The 21,201-nt window shown below is 45.5% G+C and carries 15 protein-coding genes; 11 read left to right on the top strand and 4 right to left on the bottom strand.

From position 1 onward, the window contains the following. Positions 1-6: 6 nt before the first annotated feature. Positions 7-1,605 (bottom strand): hypothetical protein, encoded by a 1,599-nt coding sequence (locus FHS57_RS30185; protein WP_183980294.1) that lies wholly within the window; start codon positions 1,603-1,605, stop codon positions 7-9. 131 nt (positions 1,606-1,736) lie between these two features. On the opposite strand from FHS57_RS30185, the gene FHS57_RS30180 reads away from it, so the two are divergent. Next, positions 1,737-2,906, top strand: a complete 1,170-nt coding sequence (locus FHS57_RS30180; RefSeq protein WP_183980292.1) for a hypothetical protein — start codon at positions 1,737-1,739, stop codon at positions 2,904-2,906. A 212-nt stretch (positions 2,907-3,118) separates the two neighbouring features. Here the strand turns inward: FHS57_RS30180 and FHS57_RS30175 are convergent, their stop codons facing one another. From FHS57_RS30175 to FHS57_RS30165, 3 genes are all read right to left on the bottom strand, one after another. After that, positions 3,119-3,544, bottom strand: a complete 426-nt coding sequence (locus tag FHS57_RS30175) for a hypothetical protein (RefSeq protein ID WP_183980290.1) — start codon at positions 3,542-3,544, stop codon at positions 3,119-3,121. A gap of 58 nt (positions 3,545-3,602) precedes the next feature. Continuing rightward, positions 3,603-3,965 (bottom strand): hypothetical protein, encoded by a 363-nt coding sequence (locus tag FHS57_RS30170; RefSeq protein WP_183980288.1) that lies wholly within the window; start codon positions 3,963-3,965, stop codon positions 3,603-3,605. Between the two features lie 101 nt (positions 3,966-4,066). Next, positions 4,067-5,734, bottom strand: coding sequence for a 7TM diverse intracellular signaling domain-containing protein (locus FHS57_RS30165; RefSeq protein ID WP_183980286.1), 1,668 nt, complete (start codon positions 5,732-5,734; stop codon positions 4,067-4,069). A gap of 172 nt (positions 5,735-5,906) precedes the next feature. Between FHS57_RS30165 and FHS57_RS30160 the strand changes: the two genes are divergently transcribed. The 10 genes from FHS57_RS30160 to FHS57_RS30115 all read left to right on the top strand — a co-directional run bounded on the left by FHS57_RS30160 (position 5,907) and on the right by FHS57_RS30115 (position 21,201). Further along, positions 5,907-8,369 (top strand): TonB-dependent receptor, encoded by a 2,463-nt coding sequence (locus FHS57_RS30160; RefSeq protein ID WP_183980284.1) that lies wholly within the window; start codon positions 5,907-5,909, stop codon positions 8,367-8,369. Positions 8,370-8,418: 49 nt separating this feature from the next. Next, positions 8,419-8,982 carry a Crp/Fnr family transcriptional regulator gene (locus FHS57_RS30155; RefSeq protein WP_183980282.1) on the top strand — a complete coding sequence of 188 codons (564 nt, stop codon included), beginning with the start codon at positions 8,419-8,421 and terminating at the stop codon, positions 8,980-8,982. Positions 8,983-9,096: 114 nt separating this feature from the next. After that, positions 9,097-10,137 (top strand): efflux RND transporter periplasmic adaptor subunit, encoded by a 1,041-nt coding sequence (locus tag FHS57_RS30150; protein ID WP_183980280.1) that lies wholly within the window; start codon positions 9,097-9,099, stop codon positions 10,135-10,137. Positions 10,138-10,143: 6 nt separating this feature from the next. Continuing rightward, positions 10,144-13,200, top strand: a complete 3,057-nt coding sequence (locus FHS57_RS30145) for an efflux RND transporter permease subunit (RefSeq protein ID WP_183980278.1) — start codon at positions 10,144-10,146, stop codon at positions 13,198-13,200. A gap of 18 nt (positions 13,201-13,218) precedes the next feature. Beyond that, the gene (locus FHS57_RS30140; protein ID WP_183980276.1) at positions 13,219-14,553 is read left to right on the top strand and encodes a TolC family protein; all 1,335 of its coding nucleotides are present in this window, start codon (positions 13,219-13,221) and stop codon (positions 14,551-14,553) included. Positions 14,554-14,656: 103 nt separating this feature from the next. Further along, complete coding sequence (locus FHS57_RS30135; protein WP_183980274.1) at positions 14,657-16,138, top strand: AfsR/SARP family transcriptional regulator; 1,482 nt, start codon at positions 14,657-14,659, stop codon at positions 16,136-16,138. Positions 16,139-16,241: 103 nt separating this feature from the next. Next, on the top strand, positions 16,242-17,477 hold the full coding sequence (locus FHS57_RS30130; RefSeq protein WP_183980272.1) for a cytochrome P450: 1,236 nt from the start codon (positions 16,242-16,244) through the stop codon (positions 17,475-17,477). Between the two features lie 24 nt (positions 17,478-17,501). Beyond that, the gene (locus tag FHS57_RS30125) at positions 17,502-18,575 is read left to right on the top strand and encodes a PEP/pyruvate-binding domain-containing protein (RefSeq protein ID WP_183980270.1); all 1,074 of its coding nucleotides are present in this window, start codon (positions 17,502-17,504) and stop codon (positions 18,573-18,575) included. 126 nt (positions 18,576-18,701) lie between these two features. Beyond that, positions 18,702-20,516, top strand: coding sequence for a PEP-utilizing enzyme (locus FHS57_RS30120; protein ID WP_183980268.1), 1,815 nt, complete (start codon positions 18,702-18,704; stop codon positions 20,514-20,516). Between the two features lie 97 nt (positions 20,517-20,613). Continuing rightward, positions 20,614-21,201, top strand: a complete 588-nt coding sequence (locus FHS57_RS30115; protein ID WP_183980266.1) for an HD domain-containing protein — start codon at positions 20,614-20,616, stop codon at positions 21,199-21,201.

Genomic DNA, 21,201 nt, shown 5'->3' with positions numbered 1-21,201 from the left:
TTTTTGTCAACGCTTACACCGTACCTGAATTGTTTGTTGAGGTTTGAGTTGGAGGGGGTAGCCTGCCAGTAAAACCGCCCCTTTTACTTTGGATGACTTCCCGTCAATCGTCAATTCATAGCTTTTGTTGGCTTCAATCGGGAACCATTCTTGGAATTGATTGATGCGCGGATAGTCAAACGGCAAATGCAAGTTTTGTTTGTGCCATTGTCCACCAAAAACCAACTTTCCCGACCAAGCTTTGGGCGAACTGAGCGTAATGTAAACAGTATTGTTGTCGGTCACAGCGCCATACACAACCTCCTGATTCCAGTCTGAAAGTTGCGTGCCTGCCGTTTTCCAAAGGGCATACATCAGCGACGTTCGGGCAAAATTGCCATCGCCGTGCCAACCTTCAATGATTCCGTCGGGTTTTTGAAAATTCCACAACACCTTGATTTCGCTGTCGAGCCAGTCTTTGGTGCTGGCCATAGGCTCGCGCAAATACAAATTCAACGTGCCTTCAATGGCGTCGGCGTAGCCATCAGCGCTGCCCGATTCCCAATCGTGGTTGCGGTAGTGGGCGTGGAGAGAACTTAGTGCTTTTAATGTGGCGTCGCGGTAAGTGGGTTGCTTATCAAGAAGATACACGGTGTAAAAGGCATTGAGCGTATAGCCAAAATTATCAGCAATTCGCTTTTGAAGCACTTCGCCCGTCAGTGGATTTACTTCGTCGTAAAAAAGCCCGTGTTCGTTTCTCCCTTTGGCCAAAATGGTATCCAACATTTCGTGAATAAACGGCTGCCACTGTTTCTTTTTGGCAGAATTTGCCACCGATACCACCGCGTACATTTCTACCAACCCCGACACAATTTCACAGCCGTGGTCGCGAAGGCGAAGGCGCGGCAATGCACGAGTGGGCAAATGGGCTTCGCTCAAGTAATAATCGCCAATTTGGATGCCCCACGCCAGCCACTTGGGGTTTTTGGTAAGCCAATACATTCGCGCCAATACCTGCAACAAATCGCCGCCAACTTCCACCACGGCGCTGTTTCCAAAAAAGCTGCCTTTGATTTGAGTTGGTACATCCACGATTTTATCGAGGTCTTCCAAGATTCCCAACATCCGCTCCGACCACGGGCTTGTCCCCAGCCATTCGGTCAGCGGAATGAGCCCGTCTTTCATGTATTCGGCGCTGCCAAACACCAGTTGGCTGCTATCAATCACCGCATTTTCAAAGCCTTTTTTGCAAAACGAATACGTATCAGGAAGTCGCCCGACGCGTGACGTAAGGCGGGTTTCGGTAGCAAGCATTTCCCGCATTTTGCCCTCAAAAAGGGGCTTGTCGAGCATGGAAGCGGTCATGACCATAAACGGATAATTGTCGGCGGCGGCATCCCAAGCGTTCCAAATGCAGGTACTTTGAGTAAGGTTACGCGGAATAAGACCCGTAGCGGGGTCAGCTTTGCCAAGCCATCCCAACAAAAAACGGTGACTTCGTAGGAAGGCTTCGTTAGCCACTTTGCCGTTGGCCAGGGCTTGGTCAAAATAGGTTTGTTCGTTGGATTGCGCCCAACTTTTGAGCGACCCAAGAAGAAAAAGGAGGAGGTAAAAATGGCGAAACATGGAGGAGGTGTTAGGAATAATGACAAAAGCAGACAACCGACGAAATTTAACATTATTTAGGAAGTAGTTTCCCCAATAAAGTAGTGAAATCGGCGTTTTGAGTATAGTTATTCACTCAAAAAAACAATGTCATGAAAAACGCTTACGTATTTTTACTCACTTTCTCTGCCCTCAGTGTGTGCGGTCAAACCGAAAAAGGAAATTCGTTTATCACAGGTAATCTGTCAACGCGGGTTCAATCAGCCCTCCAATCCCAATCGGGCGGATACACTGGAAAATGGAGGACATTTTCGTTGGAATCTGGGCTGTCGTATGGAAAGTTTGTCAAAGATAATATCTTGTGGGAAGTCAATGTCAGTGAGCGGTTTAATAGCTCCTTGTCAGAATCATCACGAGCCAACTATCGCTCACGTGGTGGTATGACCGACTTGGGAGTGGGGACATCAGGCGCCTATTATTTTGGGAAAGATCGTTGGCGAGGCTTTGTAGGGGCAGGGCTGACAATTTCGGCAGGTTTTAGTGATTCAGAAACAAAAAGCGATGGGGTGTTAATTTCGGCTTCTAATTTATCTAGAATCAACATCGCTCCTTTGTTTAAGGCGGGCGTCGTGTATTTTTTTGATAAACATTGGGCTATTCAGGCAGCTACGGGTTCTAACACGTTTCCAATCGAAATTTATGGTGTTTCTGCGGGATTGTTATATTGGATTAAACCTACTTCTTATCGTGCTGAGGATACAAAATTTTCAACACTCCAAAAAGGGCGTTGGATGTTGGGAACAAACATTGGATTTCAAACTTTGCAGTCAGACAACAGAGGAAGTTCTTCGAACTATCTTAAATCAAACAATGAAAAGACGTTTGAAGCGGGACTGAGTGTAGGCAGATTCGTCAGTAATCGGACATTGGTAGGGGTTCGGAGCAACTATAGCTCTTTCACAGATAAAGAAGAATATTCAAATCCAGAAAAAAGTACCCAGAAACGAGAGACAATTACAGGGTCATTGTTTGTGAAAAGGTATTTGGCTTCGAGCCGCTTTACTCCTTATTGGGAAACATCCTTGGATTATATTCGCACTAATATTAATCTGCAGACGAGTAGTGTCTATACCAGTAGCTCACATGATAACGTATATCAGGTGCGTTCAAGTCTTGGATTGGCATATATTGTTAGTAATCATTTTTTGGTGGAAACACAGTTAGCAAGTATAGGTTTTCAATACCGAGACCCTGCAAAAACGTTGGGCGCAAATTTATCGAGCCGCCTATCGCCAAGTTTTACGCTTTCTTATGTGTTTTAGACAAAGGTTAAACGCATTAAAAAACAGCCTCGGAGAGGCGAAACCTTTGTAGAAAAAGTAAACAAACCCCTCCACCAAGCCCAATTGGGGCGGCCAGTGCTCGGAGAAAGAAGTCTTCGAGTGTCGGTCGCCCCGATGGGGCTTAATTTTAAAATAACACAGGTCAGACGATAGTCAGACCAGACCTCACGCGTTATGTGCGTAAGCGGAAATCATTTAGCTGCGGGTACTGTATGTTGTCCGCTTACGTAAGTGAGTTTGCCGTCTTTGATTTCATACACATAAGTGACCAAATAATCAGTGGATAAGTCGGGAGTGCCGTTGGAATAGTGCCGAACGGAAAACTCGCGACCAGTGGCAATGACGAGGTTGCCAAATTGGCGGAGTTTCAGGTCTTGAAAGCGTGCCTCTACTTTACTGACGTTTTTGAACAAATTGACAATCTGTTGTTTGTTGGCAATGTAGCCCGTGCCCGAAACAAGCACATAGTCTTCTATCGCTTGGTCTTGAATGGCTTTAGAAGGATTTGCTTCAAACTCTTTTTTCATGTTCTCAAACAAGGTCGCAATGGGAGTTTGGGCCGAAACGGAAGTTGTCAACGCAACGGCAAAAAATAAGAAACAAAGGAGCTTTTTCATGGGAATACGTGCGTAGGCACAGTTAGTGAATGGGTATTTGTAGAAGAAAGAGGTGCACTTACATTTTGCCTTCGCTTTTCAGTGTTTGCCACGTCCAGACAGCGCCCAGCAAATCAAGCACACCGAAGGCGATAAAAAGGGGAGGAGCGATTTGCGTAACGACCAATCCAACGGCTCCCAAAAAGTAAATCAGCCGACCGATAATCGTGGTTTTGAGGAAAGGAGTAAGCTCATTTTTGGCCGACTGATAATAATAAACGCCGAGGATAAGGGCCAAAATCCCCACCACCCGAATGTAGGGTTCGTGGGCTTCGGGTAGTTGCGCCGTTTTGGTGAAAAAGTTTGGGATAAAGGTAAGTTCAAGCCCTACCAAGAAAAGGTAAAAACTGAAAAAATAGACGGTTTTGGCCGATTTTGACATAATTTTGAGGTTTAAGAGTGCTTTTTTATTTCTTCACTCCAAAAGTAGTGGCTTTACTACCCTCAAAACAATTCTACTTTCTGAACGGCGGCATCTAATTTCTAAACGGCGGGTGTTTCAATCGCCAACCGTTGCAAAAGTTCGTTTTTCATTCGTCGCGACACGGGTACTACCGACTTATCTTTCATTTCTACCGACCCACCTTCACCCCGAATGTAGCGCGTTACGTTGTCGAGATTAACGATGTGCGACTTATGAATGCGCATAAACTGCCGTTCGTCAATCATCTGCTCAAAGTGCGCCATGGGTTTGGAGGTAGTGATTTTTTTGTGGTCGGTCAAGTAAATTGTGCAATAACTTCCCATTGCTTCTAAGCGGTTGATGTCCTGTTCGGGAAACAGAATCACCCCTTCTACGGTCGGTATTGAAATTTTCTTAATCGGTTGGCTATCCGATTTGATTTGTTGAAGCAACTGGTCAAAATCTTTGTGATTCGATGCCGATTGAAGGCTTTGTTCCATTTGTAATTTTTCGGCCAGCAACTGACTGTTTTTTTGCAGTAACGCTTCGTGTTCTTGCGAGCGTTTCAACGCAATTTCCTGCGCATCTTTGGCTTCTTTTCGGTAAGTGTTGAAACGGTAGGCCACCGCAAAAGCAAAGAAAATGGCCTCCAACACTGAACAAATTTGGTAGATATACGCCGAACGTAAATTGTTCATCGACACAATTCCCATAAAACCCAACAACACATTGACGACCCCATAAATGTAAAAACCAAAGGCCAGTACGAAGTACCGCGCGTGTTTGAAGCCCAGAAAATGAATGTAAATACTGGCTCCCAAAAGCACCAACATGATGGAAATCACCAACAACTGAAACACGTCATTGACCCAGCCACGGTAAGGAAGCCATTCAAAAGGCAGCAAAACTAGCCCAATACACCACAAAACCACCAACGTCCAAAAGAATTTGGGGGTCAGTTCCTTCATTCGCAAGTAAGCATTGGCAAAGAGAATGATAAAAAATAGAGTGATGACGGAAGAAGAATTGATGTCAGAACTAAAATTAGGGATTTGCTTAAAAATAAATTCGTGGTGGTGGTTGTCGGCTTTAAAAATGATGTAACCCGAGGTTAGGATATAGAAGAAATAATAGAGGAATACGCGATCGCGAACGACCAAAAACACAAACAAATTGTAGAACATCAACGCCAACAAAACGCCGTAAATAGCCCCATAAAGCAAGTCATATTTGTGTAAATAATTAGAAACGGCCTGAATCGTACCCATTTTTAGGGGTACATACACGCTGGTGTTTTGGATGCGTAAATAGACTCTTTTGGGTGCTTTCCCGATGTCAAAAACAGTATTGCTGCGTTTCAAAAAGTGCGTTCCAAAAGGCCGCATAGCGCCTGTTTGCCAGGTTCTTAGCGAATCGTTTTTGTCAAATACATACACATCCAGCAATCGCACGTCGTGCAATTCTTGCGTCAAAAATAACGCTTCATTCGACGAGTTTTCAACATCTACGCGAAGCCAAATGGGGTATTCGGTATTGCCAAAATTGAGAAAACTTTTCGTGTTTTGGGTAAATGCTTTGTCGGGTAGTTGACGTAATTGATTAAACGTCAATGTTTTAGAAGAATCAATTAAAAAATAGGTAAAGGGTTCTACGTTTTGCAGTTCCTCGGAAGAACGATACACAAAACGCTGTTGAGCAAACAACGACACGGAAGCACAGAAACCAAACCAAAAAATGAAAAACCGCATGGCGAAAGGGTTGAGGAGCGTTACAGCAAGTTAAATAAAAAATAACAATAAACCTCGGGGTTGCTGGGGTCTGTGGTGTTGGAGGTGAGGTAAACGTCTCGCCCACTGGAAACCAAAGTAGCTTGGGGGAAGTTTACACTTTTGTAATGAGAAGTTGAATTTACCCCATTCTATGAAAAAGTTGATTTTTATTCCATTGTTAGTTCTACTGGCTTTGACGAGCTATTCACAGTCGGGCAGTTTTATCAAAGGTAAACTTGTTGATTCGCTGACAGCCGAGCCATTGTCGTTCGCCACCATTCGGTTGGAGTCCAAATCGCAGGGTAGCATGGTCAAAGGTGAGGTGGCCGACGACAAAGGGTCGTTTCAGTTTGTGGGTCTAAAAGACGATAAGTACGTCATCAAAGTCGAGTACGTTGGCTACAAAACCAAGTACATCGAAGTGAGTTATGACAAAGCCAGTCAACGCCTAGATTTGGGGTCGATCTCCCTCACTCCAACGAGCCAACAATTAGACGTGGTAACGGTGACTGGAATCAAACCCAACGTTGTAGCAACCCTCGAAAAACAAGTATTTAAGGCCGAACAGTTTGAAGTAGCAAGGGGCGGGACGGCCACCGATGTGCTAAAAAATATCCCGTCGGTGATGGTCAATGCCGAAGGGGAAATTTTGGTCAGAGGGTCAAAAGGTTTTTTGATTTTGGTCAATGGCAAACCTTCGCAAATTGATGCCGCCACAATTTTGTCGCAAATTCCCGCCAATACCATTGAAAAAATAGAAATGATTACTGCACCTTCGGCCAAATACGACGCCGATGGCAAAGCGGGAATTATTAATATCATCACCAAAACGGGTACTAACGACGGGTTGTCGCTAACCACCAATCTCCAATACGGCTTGCCTCGTCTGAAAGCCTACGAAAACGCCACTGAACCCCGCCGCTATGGGGCCGATGCGACGCTCAATTACCGCAAAGGAAAGTGGGACGTGACGGTTTCGGGCAATTACCTCAAAAACGACATTGCAGGACAACGCGTAGGAGATGTTTATACCATTATTACTAATGTACTGACCCAGTTCCCGAGCGACGGAGAGCGAAGCCTAAAACGCGAAAACTATGGCCTGCGGGCTTCCGCCATTTATACCATTTCAAAATCGGATGAACTTTCGGCGGGCGTATATGTGGGTGGCCGCGACCAGTACCGAACGGCAGATATTTATTACCGAAACAATACTAAAAGAAATATTCTTACCAGCCAAATGGTGGGGAGAGCGCAGTATTATAACCCCAATTTGGTGCTCAAATCGGGAGAGTTTAAGGTCGTAAACCTCGATTATACCCACAAATTCAAAAACTCCTCCGCCTTGAGCGTTTCGGGTTTGTACGAAGATGCGATGATTGATGGCTTTACCAAAAATAGCAATATCAACATCAATAACCTCAGAGATACCCTTCAATACACCCTCAATACGGGCTCGAATCCGCTCCGCGCCCTCCGCCTCAAAGCCGATTACGAAAAGCAACTAGGCATTGGGAAACTCTCAATAGGTTACCAATATCGTCAACAAAACCAAGAGGGCGTGTTTGTGTATTCTGAGAAAAATGGAAACAATCAGCCGTTGGTGGTTAACCCTGCTTTTACGGCCAACGTTGCTATTTATAACCGAATACATGGTCTTTATACGCAGTACGCGGGCAAGTACAAAAAGCTGGAATTTTCGTCGGGACTGAGGTATGAGAACGCTTTGCGGGAATTTACGGATGACCGAGGAGGAAAGCCGAATGAATTGAAATTGTCAAATTTGTTCCCTTCGGCCAATTTGCTGTACGATATGGGAAAAGACCTTCGCCTCAAAGCCGCTTACAGTCGCCGCGTGCAACGCTCGACCAACAATGAGCTGAATCCTTATCCTGAACGCGAACACAGCGAAACCCTCGAACAGGGCGACCCTAATATTCGTCCTGAGTTTGTAGGGATTTATGAGCTTGGGCTCACCAAAGATTATAAAAAGGTATCGTTGTACTGGAACGTGTATCGCCAACAAATTACCAACATTGTCAACCGCGTCAACAGTGTATATAATGACACGATTTTGAATCGAATTTATACCAATGCAGGCAAAGCGCGCTTGATGGGTTCAGAAATCGGGGTGACAATTTCGCCCGCCAAGAAGCTGAAAATCTTTGTGGGAGGCAACGTTTATAATCTAAGAATTAAAGGGGTATTGTTTGATAACTCGGTGGTAGTCAATAGTCAAGGTTGGGTCTATTCCATCAATACTAACCTCAATTACCAATTTACGCCAACGTTGAGCACGCAGTTTAACCTCTCGTATTTATCAGCTAGAAATACGGCGCAGGGAGAAGATTCGCGTTTTTATCAACCCAATTTTTCGATAAAGAAATCATTGATGAACAACAAAATGAGCGTTTCGCTGCTTTGGCAAAATACGTCCTTTGGAAAAATGAAAGTAAATGAACAACGGATCTCGACTTGGGGTGCCAATTTTTATACGACTACCAACTACATCCAAGAAACCAATATTTTCTTGCTAAACCTTTCGTATAGCTTCAACAAAACCGACCGTAAAGCCAAGTTACCATCGAGCGAATTTGGGGAGCGAGAGTTTTAAAAACGGATTTTTTATTACTTTACCCCTCAAACTCAAGAAGCAAATTTCGATGGACATATTGTCGTACCTCAAACAGCACGGTATTTACTCAGATTCGCTCGTCGATTGGGTACAGCATCATTCCAAAACCAAGACCTACCCCAAAGGCCAGGTTTTATTTGCCGAAGGCGATTCTCCCCAACGCGTCTATTTTATCGAATCAGGACTTTTGCGGATGTTTTACGAAAAAGATGGCAAAGAAATCACCCACGGTTTCTTTGCCGAAGATTCCGTGTTGATGTCAGTGGAAAGTATTTTTTACCAACAATCCTCTGCGTACGGCTGCGATACCTTAGAGCCAACTACGGTTACTTCGTTCAATTTTCGTGACTTTACGGAGCTGAGCAACAAGCTACCTGAGGTGAGTCATTTAGAAAAACTCATTTTGTATGGTGTTATCAAAAAACTAGCCGATACCAATTACTTCTTGAAGTTTCATTCGGCCAAAGAACGCTACGAGCGCATGATTGCCGAGTATCCCAACATTCTTCTTCGGGCGCCGCTTGGGCACGTGGCGTCGTATTTGGGCATTACCCAACAAACCCTCAGCGTAATTCGTGGGCAAATTGCTTAAAATGGGGTGGTTGATTAAAAAATGAAAATCAGTTCATTTTTTAATCTATCTTAAAAATTGGGGGAAAAATACCCGCGACCTTTGTAGCATCAAAACAAAAGGTACGCAATCCCCATGAAAAAGACAGTCATTTTTGCCGCACCAGCCTTAGTTGCATTGCTGGTAGGTTGTAATTCAAAACCTGAAAAATCGGTTGAAAAAACGGCCGAAGCCGTCATTCCCGTTAGCATAGAAGAAGTGCAGACCACGACCGTGAAAAACGATGTGTCGGTCAGTGGTAATATCGAAGGAAATACCACCGTGAAGCTAGCCTTTTTGGTGGCGGGTAAAGTAAATTTTATTTCGGCCAAAGAAGGCCAAATGGTCAGAAAAGGCCAGTTGGTAGCAAGTTTGGAGCCTACCAACTACCACATCGCCAAAGAATTGTCGGATGTTCAGGTCAATGCCGTTTCGGACGAATTTTCGCGTCTGAAAACCTTGCACGACAAAGGAAGTGTCACAGACAGTGATTTTTCAAAGGTGAATTTCTCTTTGCAACAAGCCAAACTTCAGCAGCAACTTCACGCCAAAAACGAAAGTGACACCAAGCTGTATTCGCCGATTGGGGGAGTGATGTTGAAAAAACTTACCGAGACGGGCGAAATTGTGGGTGTCGGTATTCCAGCCTTTGTCGTATCGGACATTAGTAAAGTAAAGGTGTTGGCGTATATTCCTGAGGGTGAACTTCATTACATCAAAATTGGACAACGCGCCGAAATTACCGTTTCGGCGCTGGAAAAAACATTTATGGGGCGAGTGATTGAGGTTGGTTCTGCCGCCGACGCTACAACTCGTGCGTTTACCATCAAGATTGAGGTGGCCAATCCCGCCTCCCAAATTCGCCCTGGGATGATTGCCGAAGCAAAAATCAAGGTCGATGCCAGCTCGCAGGCATTACTACTTCCTGCCGAATGTATCATCCATGATTTGAACAACCAAACCTACGTCTATGTCGTGGATAAAGCTCAAAACAAGGCGTTTAAGCGCGAAGTAGGCATTGGTAAAATGATAGAAAACAAAATTGAAATCACCAAAGGCGTGCAAGCTGGCGAGCGTGTGGTGGTAGCAGGACAAACAAAAATTACGGACGGAACCGTGGTTTCAATCAACCAATAGACAGCCATGAATATCATTCAAGCATCGTTGAAATACAAGCAAATAACATTGTCGGTTTTGTTGATGTTGTTTGCCGTCGGGATCCAGTCATTGTTGAACATGCCCCGCCGCGAAGACCCCAAAATCACCATTCGTTCGGGCTTGGTCATTGCCTATTTTCCAGGGGCGAATTCTGCCCAAGTGGAAGACCAAGTGACTAAGAAACTCGAACAGTATTTGTTTCAATACGAAGAAGTTAACAAGGCCAAAACGTACTCTACCACCAAAGACGGTGTGGTTGTTATCAACGTGGAATTGACAGAAAGGGTAAAACAACCAGATATTTTTTGGAGCAAATTGCGCAATCAGTTGTTGGTAGCCAAGCAGCTCGACCTTCCCGAAGGTGTTCGAGGCCCGTTGGTCAACTCTGACTTTGGCGATACCGAAGCCATGGTGATTGCCTTGGAAAGTCCAACCGCAAGCCCCACGGAATTAAAGGAATACGCTCAAAAATTGGAAGATTACCTCCGCGCGATTCCTGCCACGTCAAAAGTGAAGCGCATTGGCGAACAGAAAGAAGAGATTGTTGTCTCGTCCAGCTCTGAAAAGATGTCGCAGTACGGCGTGAGTTTGCAGCAAGTAGTGAAGGTGCTGCAATCGCAAAATGCCATTAACCCAACGGGTGACATCAAAACGGACAACAGCAAAACACCTTTATATACGAATGGGTATTTTACTACCGAAAACGACCTCGCCAATCAAATTGTAGGAACGTCGCAATCGGGGTCGCTGGTAAAATTGGGTGATGTGGCTACGCTCAAACGCGACTACACCGAACCGCAAAGTCTTATAACCGTCAATGGAAAACAAGCCATTTTGCTGACTGTGCAGATGCAAGAGGGAAACAACATCGTGAAGTTTGGCGAAGCCATTGACCAAAAAATTGAGCTTGCCAAACAAGTCATCCCTTCAAATGTTACCGTAACGACCATCGTTAACCAGCCTCATTTGGTACAAGAAAACATCTCGCACTTCATCAAAGAGTTTTTCTTGGCCATCGTTTCGGTGATTATCGTGGTGATTTTATTGCTGCCATTTCGCATTGCAGCGGTGGCTGCTACGGCCATCCCTGTGACTGTCGCGGTGACGTTTGCGCTCATGCACGCCCTTGGCATTGAGCTTCATCAAGTATCGCTTGCGGCGTTGATTTTGGTGCTTGGAATGGTGGTTGATGATGCGATTGTTATTGCCGATAATTACGTTGAATTGCTTGACGAGGGCATCGACCGCTGGACCGCAGCGTGGCGAAGTGCCAACGATTTAGTAGTGCCTGTTTTGGTAGCCACCGTGACAATCATCGCTTCCTTTATGCCCATGGTTTTGCTCAATGGTAGCATCGGTGAGTTTATTTTTGCCTTGCCCATTACGGTTGCCATCGCCTTACTTTCATCCTTTGTGGTAGCGATGTTGTTGACGCCTTTGTTGTGCTATGTTTTTATCAAAAAAGGCTTGCACCAGCACGAAGAAAATGCGCCTGCTAAACGCAAATCGTTGTTGGATTACATGCAAGATGGCTACAATCGGTTGTTGGATGTGTGCGTAAAATTTCCTAAAACAACGATTGCGGTGAGTTTCTTGTCAATTGCGCTGGCGGGAGTTTTGTTTGCCAAAGGGGTTCGCCAATTGTTTTTTCCTGCCGCTGAGCGAAATCAATTTGTCATCGAACTTTGGATGCCGACGGGAACCAAGCTAGATAAAACCAATCAAGCGATTTTGAAGGCCGAGGCGTTGATTAAAAACGACAAACGAGTGACCACCTATGCGACGTTTACGGGAACGGCGGCGCCACGGTTTTACTATAATTTCTCTCCTGAGTTTCCGACAACTAACTATGCCCAAATTTTGGTCAACACAACCACCGATAAAACGGCGGAAGAATTGACAGAAGAACTGCGCCAAAAAGTCGATACGACGATTCCTGAAGGCACGACTTTCGTTAAATTGATGCAGCAAGGTTCGCCCTTGAAAGCGCCCGTGGAGGTGCGTATCGTAGGGGATGACATGGGCCGATTGAAAGAAATTGGGGGGCAGGTCGAGGCCATTCTCAAACAAGCCAACGGAAGTAAGTACGTACGAAAAGATTTTGCGGAAGATTATTACGGAATCGGCATAAACCTCAAGCCTGAAGCAAGTCGGCTAGGGTTTACCACCACCAGCGTTTCACAAACGGTTTATACGGGTTTTAGTGGGGCGGCGATTTCGACCATGTACGAAGGAAATAACCCCGTAAGCATTGTGTTTCGATTAGACGATATCAAACGGCAAAACACCGACGACCTCCAAAAGGTCTATTTAAAATCGCCGATTACGGGTGTAAACGTGCCTCTCCGTCAAATCGCCGACATTGTTCCTCAGTGGCAAACGGGCAAAATTATGCACCGAAATGGCGTGCGTACCCTCACCATTCAGTCGGAAGTAGTGGAAAATGTATTGCCCGCCGAATTGCTGAAACAAGTACAACCCGAAATTGCAAAAATAGCACTACCCAATGGCTATCATATTGAGTACGGGGGCGAGCAAGGAAACAAAGTAGAAACCTTGAGCCAAATGGTGACGGCGCTGGCAGTAAGTTTGGTAGCTATATTTTTCATCTTATTGTTCCAATTTAAAAACCTCAAGGAAACCACGATTGTGATGTTGACGATTCCATTGAGCTTATTTGGGGCGATTTTAGGTCTTTACGTAACTGGAAACAACTTCAGCTTTACGGCCTTTGTCGGGTTGATTGCCCTTTCGGGAATTGTGGTTCGGAACGCCATTATTTTGGTGGATTATACCAATGAACTTCGCAAACACGGCATGGACATCCGAACGGCGGCCATCGAAAGTGGCAAGCGACGTTTGCGCCCTATTTTCCTAACGGCCATGGCGGCGGCGATTGGGGTGTTGCCCATGATTATTTCCAAGTCTCCCATGTGGGCGCCGTTGGCGAGCGTGTTGGCCTTTGGTGTGGTTTGGAGCATGATTATGGCGCTTTTGACCGTCCCTATTTTGTACATCGGTTGGATCAAAGAGAAGAATTAACATCGAAATGAAATGCACATGAAAACGTTCAATAAAACCATCCCCGTAGTGCTTTTGGTGCTTTTTGGGGGAACAGTCCTAGCCCAATCGACGACATATTCGTTGGGTCAGCTTACAGACATTGCACTTAAAAACAACCATATTTTGGCCATCAAACAACTTCAAATCGAAGAACGTCAAGCCAAAATCAAAGAAGACGAAGTCAAGCGTTTGCCTGTGGTCAACGTTAATGGTTCTTACCAGTATAATTTTAATTTGGCCGAAATCACCATCCCCGCAGGAACCATCGGTGTGATTCCGTTGAGTGCGACTAACCAAGTGCCCTTGCCGAATGTCGATAAAACGTTTACTGTTGGTAAAAACAACATGTACAACGCAGGGGTCACGGCTTACCAGCCTCTTTCGCAACAAGCCAAAATCAAAACAGGAGTAGAAGCCAGTAAGTTGGAGGTGAATTTGACCGAAAAAGAAAAACAGAAAATAACGCTCCAAATCAAATATGGCATCGAGCAGTTGTATTTTGGGATTCTTATCAACCAAAAACAATTGGCGGAGGCACAAGCAAAATGGGAGTTGGCCAAGGCAAAATTGGAGGATGTTACGAACGCTCTGGAAGCTGGAAAAACGATTGGAGTGAACCGTGCGGGATTGCTGGCAAGCATTGCCGACGAAGAGCAAAACATCCTTAAACTTACCTACCAAATCCAAAACTATACATCGGATTTGGCCAAGTTGACGGGAATCAATGATGACAATTTTGAAGTGGAAAGCCAAGTGCCCGTTCTCCCTGAATTACCTGCGTATGCAACGTTGGCGGGGGAGGTGTCGTCAAATCCTGACCTTCAAATGGCTCAATTGACCAAAAACAAGGCCGAATTGGGCATCAAAGCGGCTAAGCTAAGCGACCGTCCTGACGTAGGTTTGGTGGCGGGGTATGTTTTCCAAAGTGGGAATCCGATTAGCCCCATGAACAACCCCTTTGTTGGGTTGAACCTGAAATGGAATTTGCAGGATTTGTACACCAACAAACAGGTAGCAAAACAACGTTCATTTCAATTAAAACAAGCCCAAGAAAACATCCTAAATACCCAGCAACAATTGACGTACGACTTGGAAAAAGCGTACCGCAAAACGGTTCAAAGCAAATCGTTGATTGGGGTAGCCGAAAAAGCGTTGAATTACCGTCGCGAAGAATTAAAGCTTCAAGAAGACAAACAATCGGTAGGGATGAATCTCAAAACCGATTTGCTGACAACCAAAGCGCTCATTGCCAAAGCGGAAGCCGATGTATATGCTGCCCAGTTGGCGTATATCTTGTCGGTGTCAGAAGTGAAGCAGTTGATTGGGCAATAAACCCAGCATCTCTCTTATTTTAGCAAGAAAAAATAGGATTAATTGAATAGGAACGCACGCCTTTCACTAATTTTGGTTGAAATAATAAGAATGAGTGAAAGGCGTGAACGGGAATTTTATTGGATTGTTTTTTGACGCTTCGGAAGAACTGCTTCAAAACTTACTTTCATTGACCCACGAAAGTAAAAATTGGCTGTATGTATGCGATGAACGGCCCGTATCGGTCGTAAAAGATGGGTTTAGGCAACGCCAATTGGACATTGACCAAGGGAGTTTTATCAATTCATCCGACGTAAAATTACGGGAGCAAGTCATTCGGGCTAAGCAAGTTGTCGAAGAGCTTGAAAACCAGTGGACGAGCGGCACGGTACCTTCCATACTCTTTTTAGAAATGTCGTGGGCCATTCGGACGCCTTCGGGCTCGGTGTATTTGCGCGATATTTTGGTATATCTACAACAACTCATTGGCCGAAAATCACTGACAATTTATTGTTTATACAACCGCAGTTTGCTGCTCGACGAACACTTGCTGTTAGGTTTGTACGCCCATCCTTTTTTGTATTCTCACGACCATTTACAGGCTAATCCGTATTATTTGCCGAGTCAAGTCCTTCGTCGAATTACCCCAAAACTGCAATTTGAAGCGTGGTATGAGCGTATTTTTCCCGAAAAAGAACCTAAAACGGTGCAATCTAAGGGGATTTCAACCGAGGCAGAAGTAGAAAAAATAACGTACGCAGTTCAGAATCCTTTGACAACATTTAACGCCAAAACGGACGAAGGACGCTGGAAAGTGCGGTGTTTGGGGGAATTAAAAGTCTATCGCGAAAACGGGGAGCTTATCGATTGGTCTTCCAAAGGGGGAGCAACCAAGAAACTAAAAGCCTTATTTTCATACTTACTTTTAAAAGGAGAAAAAGGCGCAACGTTGGAAGAATTGGCAGATTTGCTTTGGAAAGATGAGGCGGATACAACCCAAACGCTCAATCGGCTTTACCATTGTATTCGGTATTTACGGGTGGCATTGGGTGGTAGCGATGTGTCGCAAAAAGACTCTCCGTTTATAGTCTATCAGCATAGTCATTATTATTTGGCGCTGCCCTACGATAGTTGGATTGACCTTCCGATGTTCGAAGAATTGTGTTTTAAAGGGAGTCAAGAACTAAAAGTAGCTAATTTAGAACAAGGATTAATCTGCTACGAATCAGCCGAACGCTTGTATCGGGGCGATTTGTTCAGCGATATTCCAATGAAATACGTCGAAAACAACGACAACGATTGGTGCTGGAGCCGCCGATTTTGGTACCGCGAAATGTACCATAAGTTGTTGTATAGTTTGGCGTCGGTGCATCGGCAATTGGGCAATCCCAACGAAGCCATCAAATACGCCGATAAAGCCCTGGCCGAAGACCCCTGCTTGGAAATGGCCCACCAAGAAAAAATCAAAGCACTTGCGGCAGTAAGGCGCATCGACGCCATTCATCGACAGTATCGGGTGTACTGCGAATCGTTGAAAAAATTCAACATGGGAATGCCTTCAGAAGCCATGCGAAGCCTTTATTTGAATATTTCAAAAATAAATTGAAATACTTCAACAAAAACCAAAGAAAAACCAAAGAATCGCTTCTTACCTTCGTTTCATCATTCAAGCAAATGCATCCCTTAATCGCAAATTCGACCGCTACATCATGGATATTTCGGCTTGCCCTTATCATTCTAAGTTATCGAAAGAGTTTAAACCTTTCGACCTGACCGACCCCTTTCCCGTTTACAAAAAAGCGCGGGAAGAAGAACCCATTTTTTTTAGCGAAGAGTTGGGTTATTGGGTAGTAACTCGCTATGCCGACATCAAAGAAATCTTTGGAAACTGGCAGGTTTTTACGTCTGAAAATGCGCAAACTCCCCCCAAACCCGTCCCTGATTCGGTGCGTAAAATCATGGTTGAAGGCGGTATCGTAGGGCTTTCGGGGCTTTCAGGGCGGATTCCGCCTGACCATACTCGTATTCGTCGGATTGTTACGATGGCGTTTACTCCTAAAAGACTTCGGAAGCTTGAACCAGACATTCGGGCGTTGGCGATTGAAATGATTGAGAAGTTTGAGCAGAACAACCACGCTGAGCTGGTCAAAGAACTGGTGTATGATTTGCCTGCTTTTGTAATTTTTATGTTGCTAGGCGTTCCCAAAGAAGAAGTGACGCAGGTAAAAGCATGGGCGATTAGTCGCATGATGCTGACTTTCAGCGAAACGACCGAAGAAGAACAGCTTTTTCATGCCAATCAAGTTGTTAAGTATTGGCAATATTGCAAAGACATGGTCACCCGCCGTAAGGAACAACTGGGCGACGATTTTCCAAGCGATTTGGTGCGTTTGCAGCAGGAAGGCTACGAAATCAACGACCAAGAGATTGCGGCCATGTGCTACAACCAGCTTTTTGCAGGCCACGAAACCACCACTTCCTTGATGGGGAACGGTATTCGTGAATTGTTGAAATACCGCGAAAATTGGGAAAAATTGTGCGCTAATCCCGCGCTCATTCCTGGGGCAATTGAAGAAATTCTTCGCTTCAATCCCTCCGTGATAACGTGGCGACGCCGAGCTGCCGAAGAGGCAACGGTTGGGGGAGTAACCTTTCCAAAAGGGGCTAATTTGTTACTCATCATGGGCTCTGGCAACCGCGACGAAAGTGTATTTCCGAACGGAGAAACCTTGGATATTGAGCGTACGAATGCCAAAGAACATTTATCGTTTGGGAGTGGAATCCACTATTGTTTAGGTGCTCCGTTGGCCAAATTAGAGTTTAAAATCGTACTGGAGGAGCTGACAAAACGCTTTCCGCAACTCCAACTCAAACCCAATCAGACATTTGAATTTGCTTTCAATACATCGTTTCGCGCACCCATTGCGCTGGAAGTTGAATGGTAAGTTAAAAGGACAATTCGCAAGTAAATGAAACATACCCTTTTCTTCAAGGACGCCACTCCCAACGACTACGTTTTGCTGGGTGGCAAAGGGGCGAGTTTAGCCAGTATGACCTGCGCCAACCTGCCCGTACCCATCGGTTTTTGTGTGACTACTCATGCCTATGAAGCCTTTTTGCATGATAGTGGGCACGGCGAAACTATTTTCCAAAAAGTAGCTTCGATTCCTTTTGAGAAAGTGTCCGAATTGGACGCTATTTCGGCACAAATTCGCCAACTCATCATTGCGTCTGAGCTGCCTGCTGAGGTTGCCGAGAGCATCAAGCAGTCGTACCGAGCGTTGTGTGAACTATGTAACGCAAACGATGATTTGCCCGTGGCGGTTCGGTCGAGTGCTACGGCCGAAGACCTTCCCGATGCGAGTTTTGCGGGACAACAAGATACTTATTTGTGGGTAGTGGGAGAGGAGGCGGTTTTGGAACACGTTCGTAAATGTTGGGCAAGTTTGTTTACCTCTCGGGCCATCAACTACCGCCGTGACCAAAAAATCGTCGAAAACGAAGTGCTGATGAGTGTAGTGGTTCAGAAAATGGTGAATGCCCGTACCGCTGGCGTTGCCATGACGCTCAACCCCACCAATGGCGACCGCTCCACCATTGCCATCGACGCCGCTTGGGGCTTGGGTGAAGCCGTGGTGTCGGGAGAAGTGACGCCCGATAACTACTTGGTTGACAAAGTAATGATGCACATTGTGAAGGCCAATATCCAACACAAACACATCGAACACGTCCCTGATAAAGTGAGCCGAAAAGTGCTGACTCGTGAAGTCCCAGAGGACCGTGCCTCGCAGCCTTCGCTTACCGAATCAGAGGTAAAGGAAGTGTGCCGAATGGCTAAAATCATTGAAAAACACTACAAATGCCCGCAGGATATTGAGTGGGCCATTGATGCCGATTTGCCTGAAGGACAAAATTTTACGCTACTTCAAAGCCGTCCAGAAACGGTTTGGTCGCAGAAAAAAACCGCCACTGCTCCTGCTTTCAAAATGGGCATGGAAGGCTTAGTAGGAAGCCTCATCAACCCTTTGGCAAGCAAAAAATAGAACGAGTAATGAATGACGAATTATTTGAATAACGAGTGACGAATTGTCATCACTCGAATAATTCGCCATTCGGATCATTCGTCATTTAAAAAGTCCATTCTTAAACCACTTTAATCAATCAAACCAATGTCAGCAACCAAGTTCATTAGTCCCTACGACGATAAAGCACCAGCGGGTTCGGAAGGGTGGAGGGAGTTGTATCCCTACTACATGTTGTTTCACGACAACCTCAAAGAACGCGAAGAAGCCAAGTTTTTCTTTTGTGATTCTCAGCACTGGCCTAACGTATTTAAACCTTTTGATGCCATTACGGTCGAATTTTTTGTTCGCTGTTTGGGGGCTTACAATACGCGTCAATGGCTGATTCCGCCTGCCAATGGTGTGGATTTTAAGATTCACAATGGCTATTGCTACATGAGTCCAGTAGGGGTGTCTCCCGAGTTGATAGGCGACCGTGTGCCTCAGTTTTTGGAGCGTGCGGGGCATTACTTTATGAATTGGAATGACTTGTTGGATAATTGGCATCAGAAAGTTCAACGAGTGATTAAAGACATGGAAACGCTCAAATTTGAGCCACTTCCCGACGTAATTTCCATCGAAGACGTAAAAGGGGGAGTAGGAACCGACCCAAGTTTGCAACTATCTCAAAATTACAATCGCCTTATTGAGCTGTGTTATGAAGTGTGTATGTACCACTTCGAGTTTTTGAACTTGGGTTATGCCGCGTACTTAGACTTCTTTGGTTTTTGTAAAGAATCTTTCCCAAATATTCCTGATTTGGCCGTAGCCAAAATGGTGCAAGGGATTGAAGTGGATTTGTTCCGCCCCGACGAAGAGATTCGCAAATTAGCCAAGTTGGCCATCGAATTGAATGTATCGGCGGTGGTGTTAGAAAACGACGTCAATGATGCTTTGTCCGCACTTGCAACGAGCGAAAATGGGCAGCAATGGTTGGCCGCTTGGGAGGCAGCAAAAAATCCGTGGTTTAATTTTACCTCTGGCAACGGGATGTATTCGTCAGACAAGTACTGGCGCGACCACCTTGATATTCCTTTTGGGTACTTAAAAACCTACACAGGTCGTTTGCTCAAAGGTGAGAACATCGACCGCCCTACCGAAGCCATTGCGGCAGAAAGAGAGCGCATCACCGAAGAATACCGCGATTTGCTCCCCAATGATGAAGCCATCGCGGCTTTTGAAGGGAAGTTAGGCTTGGCACGTTTGGTGTTTCCGTACGTTGAAAACCATAATTTTTACATTGAACACTGGTCGTTGGGCGTATTTTGGCGCAAAATGCGGGAGCTTAGTGCTATTTTCCAAAAGGCAGGTTTTTGGAGCGATGTGGAGGATATTTTCTACTTCCGTCGGGAGGAAATATGGCAAATTATCTTCGACTATGGCAATGCGTGGGCGATTGGTGTGCCGTACATTGGCCCCGATTATTTGCCCCAAGAAATCGAACGCCGCAAGGGAATTTTGGCAGCGTTGGCGACAGCCCCTCCAAAACCCGCTTACAACGAACCTCCAGCGGTGATTACGGAGCCTTTCACGATTATGTTGTGGGGTATTACCACCGAAAGCGTTCAAAGTTGGCTAGGTGGAAGCGACGATACAAGCTCGCTCAAAGGCATGGCGGCGTCGCCAGGGGTAGTAGAAGGAAGAGCGCGGGTGATTACTTCAGCCGAAGACCTTGACCAACTCGTGGAAGGTGAAATCTTAGTCACCCGCGTGACGGCACCTAGTTGGGCTCCTGTTTTTGGAAAAATCAAAGCAACGGTGACTGATATTGGCGGAATGATGTCGCACGCGGCCATTGTGTGCCGTGAGTATGGACTGCCAGCCGTTACGGGGACGGGGTCGGCAAGTACGGCCATCAAAACGGGCGACTTAATCAAAGTAAATGGTTCAAGCGGCGAAGTGCTGATTGTAGAAGCAGCTTGATAGGAATGACGAATCATCGAATGACGAATGGGTGAATAAAAAATGGCTAATAGCTAAGACATTTGCCCATTCGTTTTCAATACCTTTTGAAATTGTTATGACAAAATACGCTCTTATCTTCAAGGCTGCGGAAACGTATATGCGCGTTCGTAAAAACGATGTCCATATTCCGCTTTCGTTTGCGTATGCTCTCCGATTGTTGGAGTATTATCCCGACGCCGATGCCGATTTAGTGGCGGCGGGTATCATTCTTCACGACATCGGTTGGTATTCCATCGACGAAGATGATATTTTTAAAAAAGGGTTTCAGTCAGAAAACTTTATGCAAAGCGACGTTCGGTATCTGCACGAATCAGAGGGTGTACGCTTGTCGGAAGGAGTGCTAAAAGGACTGGGTTATGAGGAGGCATTTATCAAAAAAGTAGCTGAAATCATCGACGGACACGATACACGGAGTTTTGCCAAATCGTTGGAAGATAAAATCGTTCGGGATGCGGACAAACTGTGGCGCTTTCACGTAGTGGGTGTCAGTGTTGCGGCTGATTGGTTTAAACTAACGCCCACGCTTTACGCCAATCGCCTCGAGCGCGACATCATTCCGCTGTTAGATTTGCCAGAATCGGTCGAAATGGCCCAAGCAGATTTAGCCGAAACCCGTAAAATGCTGCTTTGCGAGATACTTTAA

Source organism: Runella defluvii (genome assembly GCF_014195535.1).
GTDB lineage: Bacteria > Bacteroidota > Bacteroidia > Cytophagales > Spirosomataceae > Runella > Runella defluvii.
This window is presented reverse-complemented; position numbering and strand designations above follow the sequence as displayed.

Excerpts from the sequence above, each read along its gene's own strand:
- FHS57_RS30185 (WP_183980294.1), bottom strand. The coding sequence starts at position 1,605 with ATGTTTCGCCATTTTTACCTCCTCCTTTTTCTTCTTGGGTCGCTCAAA.
- FHS57_RS30180 (WP_183980292.1), top strand. The coding sequence starts at position 1,737 with ATGAAAAACGCTTACGTATTTTTACTCACTTTCTCTGCCCTCAGTGTG.
- FHS57_RS30175 (WP_183980290.1), bottom strand. The coding sequence starts at position 3,544 with ATGAAAAAGCTCCTTTGTTTCTTATTTTTTGCCGTTGCGTTGACAACT.
- FHS57_RS30170 (WP_183980288.1), bottom strand. The coding sequence starts at position 3,965 with ATGTCAAAATCGGCCAAAACCGTCTATTTTTTCAGTTTTTACCTTTTC.
- FHS57_RS30165 (WP_183980286.1), bottom strand. The coding sequence starts at position 5,734 with ATGCGGTTTTTCATTTTTTGGTTTGGTTTCTGTGCTTCCGTGTCGTTG.
- FHS57_RS30160 (WP_183980284.1), top strand. The coding sequence starts at position 5,907 with ATGAAAAAGTTGATTTTTATTCCATTGTTAGTTCTACTGGCTTTGACG.
- FHS57_RS30155 (WP_183980282.1), top strand. The coding sequence starts at position 8,419 with ATGGACATATTGTCGTACCTCAAACAGCACGGTATTTACTCAGATTCG.
- FHS57_RS30150 (WP_183980280.1), top strand. The coding sequence starts at position 9,097 with ATGAAAAAGACAGTCATTTTTGCCGCACCAGCCTTAGTTGCATTGCTG.
- FHS57_RS30145 (WP_183980278.1), top strand. The coding sequence starts at position 10,144 with ATGAATATCATTCAAGCATCGTTGAAATACAAGCAAATAACATTGTCG.
- FHS57_RS30140 (WP_183980276.1), top strand. The coding sequence starts at position 13,219 with ATGAAAACGTTCAATAAAACCATCCCCGTAGTGCTTTTGGTGCTTTTT.
- FHS57_RS30130 (WP_183980272.1), top strand. The coding sequence starts at position 16,242 with ATGGATATTTCGGCTTGCCCTTATCATTCTAAGTTATCGAAAGAGTTT.
- FHS57_RS30125 (WP_183980270.1), top strand. The coding sequence starts at position 17,502 with ATGAAACATACCCTTTTCTTCAAGGACGCCACTCCCAACGACTACGTT.
- FHS57_RS30120 (WP_183980268.1), top strand. The coding sequence starts at position 18,702 with ATGTCAGCAACCAAGTTCATTAGTCCCTACGACGATAAAGCACCAGCG.
- FHS57_RS30115 (WP_183980266.1), top strand. The coding sequence starts at position 20,614 with ATGACAAAATACGCTCTTATCTTCAAGGCTGCGGAAACGTATATGCGC.